This window comes from Streptococcus sp. NLN76 (genome assembly GCF_015686645.1).
Lineage (GTDB): Bacteria > Bacillota > Bacilli > Lactobacillales > Streptococcaceae > Streptococcus.
Genome location: NZ_JADPMS010000023.1, coordinates 17,433 through 32,367 on the forward strand (window position 1 = coordinate 17,433; position 14,935 = coordinate 32,367).

8 protein-coding genes are annotated in these 14,935 nt (G+C 43.7%); all 8 read left to right on the top strand.

The window, feature by feature from the left end:
* The first annotated feature begins 73 nt into the window (after positions 1-73).
* Positions 74-1,651, top strand: coding sequence for an accessory Sec system protein Asp1 (gene asp1 / locus I1A59_RS05710; RefSeq protein ID WP_196091833.1), 1,578 nt, complete (start codon positions 74-76; stop codon positions 1,649-1,651).
* A 2-nt stretch (positions 1,652-1,653) separates the two neighbouring features.
* Positions 1,654-3,231: an accessory Sec system protein Asp2 gene (gene asp2, locus I1A59_RS05715; RefSeq protein ID WP_196091834.1), complete on the top strand. Its 1,578-nt coding sequence runs from the start codon at positions 1,654-1,656 to the stop codon at positions 3,229-3,231.
* Complete coding sequence (asp3, locus tag I1A59_RS05720; protein ID WP_196091835.1) at positions 3,228-3,767, top strand: accessory Sec system protein Asp3; 540 nt, start codon at positions 3,228-3,230, stop codon at positions 3,765-3,767. Before asp2 ends, asp3 begins: the two co-directional genes overlap by 4 nt.
* A 12-nt stretch (positions 3,768-3,779) precedes the next feature.
* Positions 3,780-6,161, top strand: a complete 2,382-nt coding sequence (gene secA2, locus I1A59_RS05725) for an accessory Sec system translocase SecA2 (RefSeq protein WP_196091836.1) — start codon at positions 3,780-3,782, stop codon at positions 6,159-6,161.
* 11 nt (positions 6,162-6,172) lie between these two features.
* The gene (gtfA, locus tag I1A59_RS05730) at positions 6,173-7,678 is read left to right on the top strand and encodes an accessory Sec system glycosyltransferase GtfA (RefSeq protein WP_196091837.1); all 1,506 of its coding nucleotides are present in this window, start codon (positions 6,173-6,175) and stop codon (positions 7,676-7,678) included.
* A complete protein-coding gene (gene gtfB, locus I1A59_RS05735) occupies positions 7,671-8,984 on the top strand; it encodes an accessory Sec system glycosylation chaperone GtfB (protein ID WP_196091838.1) in 1,314 nt (437 codons plus the stop codon). The genes gtfA and gtfB overlap by 8 nt, the downstream gene beginning before the upstream one ends.
* A gap of 7 nt (positions 8,985-8,991) precedes the next feature.
* Positions 8,992-9,159, top strand: coding sequence for a hypothetical protein (locus I1A59_RS05740; protein ID WP_196091839.1), 168 nt, complete (start codon positions 8,992-8,994; stop codon positions 9,157-9,159).
* A 509-nt stretch (positions 9,160-9,668) separates the two neighbouring features.
* Positions 9,669-14,935: MucBP domain-containing protein (locus tag I1A59_RS05745; RefSeq protein WP_196091840.1), on the top strand; the 5,267-nt coding region annotated here is incomplete at its 3' end.

Here is a 14,935-nt window from a genome sequence, read left to right on the forward strand (position 1 = left end):
CACATTCAGGTTTTGAAATGCAATGAGTATCAGATTTTGAAATTCAATGAGTATTAGTAGACAGGAGTCGCTCATGTTTTATTTCGTACCCTCTTGGTACAATCAAAGTCGCCCGTGGTACCATAACACCCAGCTCTGGTTTCGGATTTTGGAGCGGATGACGTTTGATGACACGATCAATCAAATGAAGATGTTCCATCAGGCGGAAGAAGAAGTTCGATTAATGGTTCTCAACTACCAGCCCCAGTTTCGATATGATCTGCATAAGCAGGGCTTGCTGCAAACACCTTATTGGTCGTTTTTTGATGATATCCAAAATATCTCTAGATTGGATGTACATCCGCTTAACTTTAAGGACTTGAATTGGCCCGAGAATGTGCAGTTTCTCTATAGTCCTTTTGCTGTACTGGCAAGACAAGAAAAGAAGGACCTAGCCACTATCCATTTTGCCCAAGATGGGAATCTCTTCTACATTGAATTCATAGAGGATGGACGTATTCGGAAGCAATATCTCTTTGATGATCGGGGTTTTCTTTCCTCTATTCTCTACTTTGATGAACAGGGGCGAGAGTTGCACCAGGATTATCTCAATGAGAGTGGGATTTGGCAGGTGCGGGAACACTTGAAGCCCCACCAATTAGGTCGTATCGAAGTCAATTCCGATGCTGATCACAGTTTCCAGCAGCGCTATTATGGTGATTGGCCGGATCTATTACGGGAGCGCTTACTTTTGTTGCATCAGCAGGAGATGCAACCGGAAGATACCTTGGTTGTGGCTAGCCATGAGCAGCACAATGACCTCCTGCTGGACGTCTTTCTCAATCAGAAGAAGGTCTTTTCATTCTTTGGGGAGCGCTATCCTTTGGATCTGACCGAATCCAGCCAACGTTTGTTGAAGCAAGCGAATTTGTTGGTTGTAGATCAGAAAAAACAAGAAGAAGAACTGCGCCAGCTCATGCAAGCTGCCGGACAGCAAGAAAAAGAGCTCCTGCGGGTATCCCCCTATGACACCCGGTTACGACTGGGTCACAGTCAGATGTTGAAAGAACAAGTGATTTATTTCTACATTGACAACTTGGACTCTTCGGAGATCCGTGAAATTCTGGGAACACTCTTGGAATTTATGGATCGGCATGAGGATGTGAACCTATTCATGGTCTCCTTTGACCGCAATCTGAATTTTAAGAACTGGGAAGACTGGATAACCAGCCACATCCACGAAAAGTATGACCCAGATGATTTCTTCCAAGTTGTGGATACAGGAAATGAAAACCAACTTGAAGAGGATGAGCTTATGGAATTATCTCGAGTTACCTTCCATCTCTTCACCAATGAAAATGAAATCATCACTGCCCTGGATTCCACACGGCTACTACTGGATCTTGGGCCAGAACCAGATCTGTATACGCAAATTGCGAGTATCTCAGCCGGTGTACCTCAGATTAACCGTGTAGAAACAGACTTTGTCAGCCATGAGAAAAATGGCTGGGTCTTGAGTCCTGAAGCAGATTTAGAAATTGCCCTTCGCTATTATCTGGAAGGATTGGCCAATTGGAATCGTTCTTTTGTTTACACGGTCCAAAAAATGGCTGACTACACCAGTGGTCGGATTCTCGCCCAGTGGCAGCAACTCTTGAATAAGGATCAGTAGCTATGAAAGTATTACAAATTGGCTCTCAGTCCTGGGCTGAGAGCTTGGAACAAGTACCGGAGGACCTCGACTGGTATTGGACGCCGACGCAAGAAATTTCTGATTTTATAGAGGTCTTGACGGAAACAGAACGGGCCAAGTTACCTGTTCCTGAAGAAGATAAACCTCAGCCAAAGCTTCGATTACGATTTGATGTGATTCTCATTACCGAAGGGCTGGCTGAAAAGGATTTAGAACCCTTGGTGAACATGGTTGAGCCCTATGGTCTTTATGTGGACAAGGGGATTGAACTAGAGGCTGGTGAACCATACGGGATGTTCCGCCGGAAAATGTTACGTGAACTGGATGTAGAAGGAGACTCCAAGGCCAAGATGGACTTCCTACAGTTAACTCATTTTGAAAGTCAGTATGGAGCTAAACTAAAACTTCCCGATATTGACATCAACCAGGATTTTCAGGGAGACGTTTTTTATGATGGACATGTAGCTGTCCACCTAAAAGGAGACTTTGGCCAAGACTTTAGACCACTCTTAACTTTTCGTTACAATTTGGGAACTTTTCCGGTTGCCTTGGAAATTTGGTTGGAGCACTTTAAAGTCTCCGGGAATCCTGAAATTCAATTGGAGCTTACTCCGATGCAAAAAGGGAGCCTCTATAGGTTTATGGAACCGACAGTATTAACGGAAGAGCAATTGAAAGAGCCCTACGTTCTTCCACGGAATGAGGAAATTGGTTTTTATACGGTCTCTGTTTGGGCTAAGGGTCAAGGTGAATTGGGCTTTGGGCCTCTTCACTGGCGTTATTCCCGAATTGGAATGGGGCGTTTTGTTCTAGGTGGAAAGCGCTACAGCGATGAGAAAAAACAGGAGTTTATTTATTATTTCAATCCTGGAGATATGAAGCCACCAATGAATGTCTATTTTTCAGGATTCCGGCCTGCTGAAGGCTTTGAGGGCTATGGGATTATGAAATCCCTCAAGAGACCGTTTATGTTGATTGGTGATCCTCGCTTAGAAGGTGGTGGCTTTTATATTGGTAGTCCTGAATTGGAAGCTAAGGTTGTGGAGGTTATTCAGGAGTCTTTGGATTACCTCGGTTTCGACAAGTCGGATTTAATCTTATCTGGTCTTTCCATGGGAACCTTTGGAGCTCTTTATTATGCGGCAGATTTTGACCCCTATGCGGTGGTGATTGGGAAACCCTTCACCAATGTTGGGGATACGGTGGCAGCGATGAAGTTGAAGCGACCGGATGAATTTGAGACCAGTGCAGATGTGCTTCGGAATGTAACGGGTGGCACAGATGAAGAAAGTATCCAGCAATTGAATCAGCGCTTTTGGGACAAGTTTAACCAATCCTCTTTTGACCAGACGACATTTGCGATTGCCTATATGGAAAATGATGACTATGACGGCCAGGCCACGGCTAGGTTGATTGAGGCATTATCGGATAAAAAGGCGCATATTTATGCCAAGGGTTATGAGGGTCGGCACAATGATAATAGTCGGGCCATCAATAAGTGGTTTAAGAGGCAGTATGTTCAATTATTAGAAGACGGTTATGGAAGGAAGTATGGATGACCAAACACTTGATACACCGAATTACTTGGGATCAGGTTTATAGTGGGGATGCCTATCTCTATGGAACCCGCTTGACCTTTACTGATCAGGGAGCCTTATTTGAAAACCAACGGATGGCTTCTGGAAAGTTGATTAGTCGCTTTCATTCTACAACCAACTATCAAGGCAAGCGGACCTCTCCAGCCCTACCTTTGTTGGTCCCTGGAAACAACTATTGGTTGGATCTTGAGATTGAGGCAGTGCCTGAGGGACGTTATTTTCTGGAAGTAAGCTATTTTAACAGGCAGGGTGAACAGATTGGATTTGACATACTGCGTCGAAATCAGGGAGAAATCCGTTATCCTGAGGAAGCTTTTACCTATGTCCTCACCCTTAAGAGTGCAGGAGCCAGCCAGCTCTTGTTTAAGGGAATATCTATCTATTCCATGGAGGAGCACAAGCCCTTTAAGCTGGACAAACCGCTTGAAAAGCGGTTCCTACCTGATCAGATTCCAGATGATTTACGATTGGTTCAAAAATTATTAAAAACCATGTGATAAGTGAATGACATGAAAGAAAGAAAATCGTTATTAAACAACTTGAAATTGGCTGGGATTCGGCGAATTGTCGGACGCATCAATGATATGGCGGAAGAAATGGCGGGCTTGACCGATGATGAATTGGCTGGACTGACGCAAAAGTTTCGTGACCGCTTGGAGGATGGGGAAAGTTTGGATGACTTGTTGGTGGAGGCATTTGCGGCTCTACGTGAAGCCAATCGGCGGGTTTTGGGCATGTTCCCCTTCGACGTGCAGGTTATGGGGGGAGTAGCCCTGCATCAAGGCTACATTGCTGAAATGAAAACAGGGGAAGGAAAGACCCTGACGGCGACCATGCCCCTGTATTTGAATGCCTTGGAAGGCAAGGGAGCCATTCTGGTAACCACCAATGACTATTTAGCTCGTCGGGACGCAGAAGAAATGGCTCCTGTCTTTGAATTTATGGGCTTGACTGTGGGGGTCGGCGTCTTCAATGAAGATGACGATAGTGATGTGGAGGAAAAGCGGGCTGTTTATGCTGCGGATATTACCTACACAACCAGTACAGCCTTGGGCTTTGATTATTTAGCAGATAACTTAGCCGCAGCCGAGCAGGATAAGTTCTTACGTCCCTTCCATTATGTGATTGTCGACGAAGCGGACGCGGTCTTGTTGGATGCGGCTCAGACACCCCTAATTATTTCAGGATCACCGCGCGTGCAATCCAATCTGTACCATGTGGCCAATCAGTTTGTCTTGACCCTGGAAGAGGAAAAGGAATATCGACACCTCAAAGAAGATAAGGCTGTCTTTCTAACAAGGGATGGCATGGATTATGCACAAGAATATTTCGATGTTCCAAATCTCTACGGGGATGCCTACTTTGAGCTTAATCGGCACATCAATCTGGCCTTACGGGCTCACCATCTTTATAAAAAGGATGTCGATTATGTCGTTGCAGATGAAGAGGTCAAACTGCTAGACAACCGGACAGGTCGTGTCCTGGAAGGGACGCGGTTACAGTCTGGTATTCACCAAGCCCTTGAAACCAAGGAAGGTGTTCCTATCAGTAAGGATTCCCGTTCTGTTGCATCGGTAACCTATCAAAGTCTTTTCAACATGTTTCCACGCATCTCGGGAATGACGGGAACTGGAAAGATTGCTGAGGATGAGTTAATTTCGACTTACAAGGTTCCGGTGGTGGTGATCCCCACCAACTCACCGATCCAGCGCATCGATTATCCAGATAAGATTTATGTCACCTTGCCCGAAAAACTGCAGGCTACCCTCGAATATGTGAGGGAATTACATCAGAGTCAACAACCTGTGCTTTTGATTTCTGGAACAGTAGATATTGCGGAAATCTATTCCCGGATGTTGCTGCAGGAGGGAATCCCGCACAGTGTTCTAACCGCTAAAAACGTGGCTAAGGAAGCACAGATCATTAAAGAAGCAGGGCAACTGGGGGCGGTGACAGTGGCGACTTCCTTAGCGGGTCGTGGTACAGATATCAAGCTGGGAGAAGGAGTAGCTGAATTAGGAGGACTAGCGGTTGTCGGGACCGAGAGGATGGCAAACAGCCGGATTGACTGGCAGCTTCGTGGTCGGGCAGGTCGCCAGGGAGACCCTGGCTTGAGTCAATTCTTTGTCTGCTTGGAAGATGAACTGCTTATTCAATATGGAGGCAAGTCTGTTACCAAATATTTTGAAAAGAACAATCACAGCAACCGTTCCAATTTTGGTCAACCCCTAACAGCAGGGCGTTTCAGACGGGCGATCACCCACGCGCAAGAAAAGAGTGAGGACAATGCCATGAGTGCCCGGCAATCGACCATTAAGTTTGATGAAAGTTTACGGATTCAACGGCAGAAAATTTACCAGCTCCGGGATGACTTGATTTATCATAAAATCGATTTAATGGATAAGATGGATGCCATCTTTGTAGAGGTCATGGAAGAGTTCTTAAAGGAGCATCCGCAGTTAACCAAACAAGAATTGCGGCGGTATGTTTTGGAAAACTATAGTTACCAAAACCAGCCCTTGGGCCAGTCTATCGATGTCTCCAATCGGCAACAGGTTTTGGATTACCTTTGGACCCTCTATAAAATGGAATTGGAGAAAAAGGAAGAATACTTGGAGACCGGCGAAAAGATGGAGGAATTCATGCGCTTATCTGTTCTTAGGGCCATTGACGAAGCCTGGATTGAGCAGGTTGATACGCTGCAGCAATTGAAGAATTTTGTGCCGATGCGTCAGGTAGCTCAAAGAGATACCACTTCCGAGTACTTCCGTGAATCTTTGGAATCATATAATCAGATGGTCCAAAGGGTCAAGAGAAGCATTGTTCGCAATGTGATGTTGAGTACCATCGAGGCTGATCGAGAAAAGGGCTATACCATTTACTATGTTTAAGCGAGGATGCGATGACAGTATATAGTATTAATTTAGGGATCGGTTGGGCTAGTAGTGGTGTAGAATATGCCCAGGCCTACCGAGCGGAAATCTTCCGGGAATTGCAATTGCCGGCTAAGTTTATTTTTACAGATTTATTCCAAACCGAGAATCTCCAGCATTTTACCTCCAATATCGATTTTAAAGATGAGGAGATTATCTGGCTCTATTCTTTCTTTACCGATTTGAAGATAGCGCCGACAAGCTACAGCCGCAGACAGTTGGAAGCAAGCTTTGCTGCACCCGTTCAACGGACGGAAGTCGGGGTCAAGTTGGTTCGTTATCATTTTTCGGAGGATTTTTATATCAATGCCAGTCTCTGTGGACCGGAGGAAGCCTATGTCCAACGAGTGGAGTATGTGGTTAAAGGGAAACTCATTCGTAAGGATTATTATAGTTATACCAAGGTTTTCACAGAATTTTATGCCCCGGTCAATGATAAGCCCCAACTTTACCAACGCCATTTTTATAATGAGGACGGCAGTTTGGCCTATGAAGAAGTCCTTTATAATCAGAAGAGCACCTTCCGATTCCCAGATCGTATTTTGAATGGTAAGGAAGCCTTGGTTGCCTATATGCTAGAAAAGTTGAACTTGACTAGCCAGGACATTCTGCTCTTGGACCGGGCGACTGGTATTGGGCAAGCCGTTTTCGCCCATAAAGGATCCGCCAAATTAGCTGTTGTGATTCATGCTGAGCATTACAATGCCAAGGGAACTGATGACTACAATGTGCTCTGGAATAATTATTATGAATATCAGTTTACCAATGCCCATTTGGTCGATGCCTTTATTACTTCTACGGAAAAACAAAAAGAGGTCCTGGATCAGCAATTCAAGACTTATACCAAGCACCAACCGCGAATTTATGCCATCCCGGTTGGAAGTTTGGAACAGCTCCGGAGGCCGGATCAGGCACGTAAACCCTATAGTCTGATGACTAGTTCCCGCTTGGCCAGTGAAAAGCACATTGATTGGTTAGTGAGCGCGGTTATAGAAGCCCGAAAGTCCCTGCCAGAACTGACCTTTGATATTTATGGTGAAGGAGGGGAGCGACGCAAGTTAACGGAGATGATTGAGTCTGCGGATGCCGAAGCCTATATCCAACTCAAAGGGCACCAACAATTGGCCGAAGTCTACAAGAATTACCAAGTTTACCTCACTGCCTCGACTAGTGAAGGGTTTGGTCTGACGCTGATGGAAGCCGTCGGTTCTGGATTGCCCTTGATTGGGTTGGATGTACCTTATGGCAACCAAACCTTTGTGGATGATGGGAAGAATGGTTATCTGATTCCACGTCCGGAAGCTGATGATCCAGCTTATATGACCCAAGCTTTTTCGGACAAAATTCGAACTTACTACCAAGCGAATCGGACTGAAGAGGCACAAGAAGCTTCCTATCAGAAGGCTGAACCCTTCTTGCATGAGCACTTGGCCCAACTTTGGGCCGCATTTGTAGAGGAGGTTGGTCATGCTTAAAATATATGATCGTTTGACCCAGGAAGGGTTGGATTTGGAGTATTCCCTCCGGACATCCGGCTTTGAAGGGTCAGGTGTTGTCTTGCAGGATGATGGTTTCTTGCCGGATGGCTTTACGTCCCCTTTTGAATTCTTCTCAGGCCAATTTGAGGAGGAAATAGCCCCTCTTTATTTTAATGAAGTTCCAGTTCCAAAATATTGGCAAATTACGGGAACCAATCAGCAAGGGGAGATTTGGAATTATAGTCAGAAAAAGGCGACCATTTTCTACCACGATCCTAAGCACCTACGCTTGGTCAAATCGGTTGAGTGGTTAAATGAGCAGGGACAAGTCATGGTGACGGACCACTACAATCGCTTTGGTCGGATTTTTGCCAAGACTTATTTCAACCAAGAGCAGCAGGTGACCCATAAGCATTATGTTGATGCCGAGGGGCGTCCCTACTTGTCGGAAAATTTGGTGACAGGGGATCTTCTGTTAGATTGGCAAGGACAAACGCATTACTTTGCCAAGAAAGTGGATTTCTATCTGTTCTACCTGCGTCATTCAGGTTTGGATTTGAGCCAGATTTGGTACAATTCTTTAGGAATGCCCTTCCTTTTGGCCTATTATTTGGGAGGTCCAGGACAAGATATTCTCTTCTGGCAGGAGGACATTCATGATCACGTTCCCGGTAATATGAAATTGCTCCTGAGCGGTAAGGCCCCACGCCAAACTCGGGTCTTAGTGCAAAAAGAAGGTGTTTATCAAGCCTTAGAGCAATTTTTAACGGAGGAAGAAAAAGAAAAAGTGGAGGCCTTGGGTTATCTTTATCCGAGTCTGAGAGAAAATGGGAATCGGAAGGAAATCCTGGTCTTGACCAATTCTGATAATCTGGAAGGGTTAGACGCACTCTTAGAAAACTTACCTGACTACCAGTTCCACATCGCCGCACTAACGGAAATGTCCCAGCGGCTGATGCAATATGGGGATCGTGACCAAGTCCACCTTTATCCTAATGCAGGTGCGAATCAAATCAAGGGGCTTTTCCAGACCTGTGATATTTATCTCGATATTAATCATGGTTCGGAAATGATGGCGGCCATTCGTACGGCCTTTGAATCTAATTTGCTAATCGCTGCCTTTGACAACACCAGTCACCATCCTGGTATGCTCCTGAAGGAAGCCATTTTTGACCACCGCCAGCCACATGCAATGGCTGAGTGGCTTAAGGCTCAAACGGATTTAGCTGTCGCCGCTCAAGGACAACGCCAGTTGGGAGGACAGGCTAGTCTAGAGAATTATCAAGAAAAATTGAAAGGGTGAGGACAATATGAAAAAAGAAAACCCACTCCTAAATCAAGATATTGAACAGCGGATCCAAGATGCCCGCTATGAAAAAGGGGAAACGGAAAAAAGCAGACGGTCTATCTTTTACTTGGTGATTGTTTGCCTGGTTACCCTATCCGTTGTTTTGTCACTACTCCGTTATTTGACTTAATAGAGTTATGATCTAGAGGAGCGCGAGTTTTTTTACTTTACTTAGGGAATCGGTAGCTCTCTAGTAGCCAAGATTGTAGAACCAAAGGAAGATTCTTTTGCAACTTCTTTCGTTTTTTCAGAATACTTTTAGAAATCTAGACTATACTAATAGTTTAAAGGGTTTTGTCAATCTAGAATATGGCGACAAAGCCTATTGTGTCGGGCATTCTCCCAAGCATATTTATTGACTGGGTGTCCTTTTCAAATTTATAATGATTCCTATTCATTAATACTCGAAATAGTTCGAAATCTGACTTCGTCAAACCTCCTTGATGAACTTATTGATTGCGTGCCTTGCACGCTTTATTGATAATATTCAACAGATCTCCTAGGCCTGTTGAACGATTATCGTCGGTTTTTCTTATCATTTTTTTGAAAGATTCGAGTATTCAGCGTTTGAAGTTAGTTCAGTATAATATTTTAGGGATTTTTTCTAAAAGATTTTTCAATTTACAATAAGGAGTTTTCATGAAAGGTAAACACAGGAAAAAATTTGATTGGTACTCGATGAAGAAGCGCTATTCCTTCCGTAAGTACCATTTTGGACTTGCGAGTGTTCTGTTAGGAACGACCCTACTTACGGGTCAAGTTGCACAGGCAGAAGAAATTGCCTCTGCAGTCCCAGCAGCTACTCAGACAATCGACTCAAATGATGTAAGTGAAGTGGTTAGTAGTCCGATAATTGAAGAAGCAGGTGTTTCGGAATCAGCAACAGCAAGTCCAGAAACTGCAGAAGCAATACCTGCAAGTTCTGTTACTACTGAAGCTATCCCTACAACGGAATCATCGAGCTCAACAGAAGTGAGCACGTCAGCAAGCACCGAAACAGCAAGTCGTTCTAGTACCTCTTCCGAAAAAGCATCGACTGAAGATGTGAGGAATTCCGAAACAAAAACTGTAACGAGCCAAACTTCAACAGCATCTAGCTCAGTTGAATCTTCTAAAACCGAAAGAACAAGCCAGGCTATAGGCACCAAGGCAGAAAATACTCCGGAAGTTTTACAAGCTACTGAAGAAAAAGCAGAAACTTCTACATTATCAAGTGATTTCCTTCCAACAACAATAGAACTTTCTCAAGATGGTCTTGCGAAACCCCTTGTGGATTCGTTTGTCAAAATGTCTTGGCAGGCGATTCCTCGTGCTGAAGCCCTCTTATTGAATGCCAAGGAATTGTTGGAAAGCCGTGCGAAGATTTCCTACGCTAAAACACCTCAATATGGGGACCGTCAAGCTAGTATTCTTGTAACTTATGAAAATGGTGAAACTAGAGAAGTATCCTTCGATGTTCAAATCACAAGCCAGGCTGTTCGTCGCAATCGTTCAAACGCGGTAACATCCAGCGACCGTGCCTTCCGTGCAGATAGCCCAAATACTTCTGGAACAGTCAACGGAGCTATTGGTACGAGTAGCCAGTTGGAGAATAATGTTGATTCAGCAAAAATCACGGTTACAACCTCCTTGGATATTTCAGGTGAATCGGCTAATTATGACGGTGGATATGTAGAGTTGGTATTTGAAAATACGACTGAAATAAAAGCTGAAGCATCTGGGGTTACTGGTATCACTACAGATGTTAGGACTGATGGAACGAATACGATTGTCCGTTTCACGCCAACGGCCCCATTGCGTGGAGGTTCCTACTATAATTTTGTTAGCACTTATCAGTTGAAGCCTGTTAATAATGGTGGAAATGTAGCCTCCATGTTGGAAGCAAATGATTTCAGAGTCCCAGTGAAGGCTACTTTTTATGATGCAGATGGTTTAAAAGTTCAAGATTTGGGTAATTTGTCCTTTGGTTATGAAGAAGTATACAACGCTGCTGATACAGGGACCGCCATGTCCACAGCTCAAATCGTTGCTGTAGATGCCAATAACAATGGTATTGTAGATGCTGGTGAAACTGGAAAATTATCATTCTATGTGTATACAGGTGCACGGACAGAAACCGGAACAAATGTGTTAAATGACCACTTTTCTCCTGGAACCGGGGTTTTTGATGGTCGAAATGTTACAGGTGGAGGCTCAACTGCACCTAGTGCGCGTATTGTAGCTCCAGTATCTGCCTACACTTACGATGTTGCTAAAAAAGCAGGTCTCACCCTTAGCCAAGAATCGAAAGATGCAGGTTGGTATGAGGACGAGAACGGTTATCACTTACATGTGACTCGTGATACGAACCCACTTGTGGGCGATGATACTGCCAACCGTAATACTAATTCCAACTATGTTCCTCTTATTCTTGATATTGAAGAAGGGGCACATGTCTCAGACATTAAAGGTTGGCAAAATTTAGAAGTTACAGGTACTTATTCTAAGGAAGATGGGACAACTTATTCAAATACAAAAACTCTGAGATATAACGTCGATATTCCGTCTCAACCGGTTTCAGAAGGAATCCTATCACTAGGTCACGCTTATAATACGGATACTGAAATTATTAAGGCACACGGTCAAGGAACCTATACAACAAACGTTGCTCTAACTCGTGTCGCTGATACGGATACGGATTATCCGTTAAATGACTACACTTTAAAAGTTACAACCGATAATGACGGTGAATTTTTCAACCGTGTTGGTTATACGGGTCGTAATTATACGGAAGTTTTTACCAATGGTGGAAAAGTAGAAGTCTATGATGACGAAACAAATGAACTTCTTGGCACCTTTGATGCTTCCTCTTATGTACAAACTGGTACTTATATCACAATTGATGAGTCCAAAGAAGTAAAAACAGTTCGGTATGAGTTTAAGAATCTAAATTTGAAAAAAGATTCTACCCTTGTATATCCACCCTCGAGCCTGAATTTTAGTGAGTATACCTTCTACAATAATTGGGAGAATCGATACAATGATTCCTCGGTGACAGAGTTACCCACTCAAACGACAGCGACTTTAGTTAATACTACATCAAATTCTGAATCATCCGTTACGAAAAACGGTGTCTTGGTTCGTAAGGTTTACCAAGTCAACATGGATGAGAGGTCCGATTTAACGCACAATAACCGTACTCAAGGCTCTGGATTTACGCAACGCTATACATTAACGGATACAGAACAAAATAACCGTGGTGGATACGATATCAAAAACGTTGATGAAAAGGGGATGGCTAGCTATACGGTTGACCTTTACCAAGCTTATCTTGTAGATCCGAACCTTAAATTGGTGAATACAAATTGGACCGTCTACTATAACTTTAATGGTACGGGTAAAGATTTGTATGTTGAAAATGTACCGGTCACGTCTTCAACCGACCCAATTGGTCAAAATGTTGTAACCATGGCCAATAACTTCGTACCAAATGGTTCTTATGAAATTACTCAGATTGGTTTCTGGTCAACAAAAGATCCAGGTCTGATTCCAACGGATGGAATTGATTTGGGGACAGTTACAGTTGGCGATGAGAGTTTCGTTGTAACGACAGAGAATTCAACCTCAAGTACTTGGAAAGTACATTTGGTATCTTCTGAGTCCTCAGGTGTTCTCTCCAAAGTTAAACCTAACGCTGCTTCTTCTTACAGTTTCAATTCTAATGAGCATGAAGCGCAGGATGTCGTGGACTTTGAAATCACCTATTCTAACGTTGCGACTCAGGAATTGATGAGCGTGAGCGTGATTACCTCTCTTCCTCGAGAAGGCGATAAGCAGTTGGATTCTCGTGGCAACGCTCGAAATTCCCAATTTGACGTTTACCTAACTAAGGAAGTGACTCCACCTAGCGGTTGGCGTGCAGTGTATACGACTACAAGTGGTACTGCAGCTCAGATGGAAGCTGGAACTTGGTTGGACGCAGCTGATGTGACAGATTGGTCAAGTATCACGGCAGTTAAGTTTATTTCGACTGGTCCAGTTAGTGCGAATTCAAGTGTTAACTTCCATATTGAGGACGCAGTCATTGGCACAAATGCCATCCAAGGGGAGAAGGCTTATCTTTCTTCTGCTTCAACATCAGGCGGCTCCACTACTTATATTGAATCCAATAATGTATTGATTCAAATGAAAAATCAAATTGCGAATGGAACAGTTACCATTAACTATGTGGATGAAAATGGGAATGCCATTCCAGGAATTGATTCGAAAAGTGTATCCAATGATGTGAAATCTGCTTATGATGTATCAGATAAGGATACCTATTATCCAGATTCAATTTTCACAGCTGATGGTTTGGAATATGAATATGTAGAAACGAAAGCGGATAGTGTACTGAATACAGGTGTCTTCACAGAAGAAGAACAAACCATCACTCATGTCTATAAACTTGCGCAACAAAAAGCAAACTTCACTTATAAAGATGTAACGGATGCGGATAATCCATCTGTCTTGGATTCTGTAGATTCTGTTACCGGTGATTCCGCTGCCGTCATCGACTATAAGACAGCAGACCGCATCAATGAATACCTCAAAAAGGGATATGAGCTTGTATCCAATGACTTTGAAGATGGTGTCACTACTTATGATAAAGATAAGGCTGTAGACCAAGACTTCACGATTGAATTGAAACAACGTGTTGTGCCAATTACAGATCCATCTCAAGCTGGAAAAGACGTGGATAAAGGTGATGAAAATACACCACAATACCCAGATTCTGTTAAGGATATGGAAGCTCTCACGAAGACAGTTACGCGTACCATTGAGTACAAGTACTTGACTGAGGGTGGTAAAGAAGCATCCGCAACCGTAACCCAAACGGTTGAATTCAAACGGACTGCAACCGTTAACCTTGTTACAGGTGAGATTGTCTATACAGAATGGACCACAGAAGAAGGAGAAGGAACTAAGGAAGCCGTTAAATCTCCTGATATCCAAGGTTACACTCCTGATAAAGTAAGTGTAGCTGAGTGGACACCAAAAGCTACAGATGAGAATGTGAATGAAGTAGTCATCTACACACCAGATAAACAAGAAGTTACTGTTACCTATGTAGATATCACAAAAGGTGACGAAGTTGTTCTTGGTGAGGTTGACTCCCTAACAGGTGTTACAGATGCAAAGATTGACTACTCCACTGCTGATCGTATTGCAGCTTACATTGAGGAAGGATATGAGCTTGTTGAGGATGGATTCCCAGCAGGTGCAGTCTACGACAAAGATGGCAATGTGACTCAAGAATACAAAGTTACCTTACGTCAAAAAGTTGTAGACGTGGATCCAGAAAATCCAACCAATCCAAAAGATAATTCTGAACTCGAATTGACCAAAACGGTTACACGTACGATTGAGTATAAGTACTTGAAAGAAGATGGTGAAGAAGCTTCTAAAACTGTGACACAAACAGTTACATTCACACGTACAGCCAAAGTCAATATGGTGACAGGAGAGGTGATTTACGCTGCTTGGACCACAGAAGAAGGTACAACCCCAGCGGTTGAATCACCAGTTATCGCAGGCTACACCCCAGACCAAGCAAGTGTAGCTGAGTGGAAACCAAGTGCAACAGATGGGAATGTGAATGAAGTTGTTATCTACACACCGGATGAGCAGAAAGCTACAGTGACTTACGTAGACATCACAAGTGGTGAAGAAGTCGTTCTAGGAGAAGTTGATTCCCTAACGGGTGTAACGGACGCTGAGATTGACTATTCAACTGTTGACCGGATCAAAGCCTATGAAGAAGCTGGCTATGAACTTGTTAACGATGGCTTCCCAGCAGGTGAAGTCTACGACAAAGATAGCAATGTAACTCAAGAGTATACAGTTACATTCCGTCAAAAAGTTGTAGATGTGGAACCAGAAAATCC

Bases quoted from the DNA above. Each gene is read 5' to 3' on its own strand.
- asp1 (WP_196091833.1), top strand. From the start codon at position 74: ATGTTTTATTTCGTACCCTCTTGGTACAATCAAAGTCGCCCGTGGTAC.
- asp2 (WP_196091834.1), top strand. From the start codon at position 1,654: ATGAAAGTATTACAAATTGGCTCTCAGTCCTGGGCTGAGAGCTTGGAA.
- asp3 (WP_196091835.1), top strand. From the start codon at position 3,228: ATGACCAAACACTTGATACACCGAATTACTTGGGATCAGGTTTATAGT.
- secA2 (WP_196091836.1), top strand. From the start codon at position 3,780: ATGAAAGAAAGAAAATCGTTATTAAACAACTTGAAATTGGCTGGGATT.
- gtfA (WP_196091837.1), top strand. From the start codon at position 6,173: ATGACAGTATATAGTATTAATTTAGGGATCGGTTGGGCTAGTAGTGGT.
- gtfB (WP_196091838.1), top strand. From the start codon at position 7,671: ATGCTTAAAATATATGATCGTTTGACCCAGGAAGGGTTGGATTTGGAG.
- I1A59_RS05740 (WP_196091839.1), top strand. From the start codon at position 8,992: ATGAAAAAAGAAAACCCACTCCTAAATCAAGATATTGAACAGCGGATC.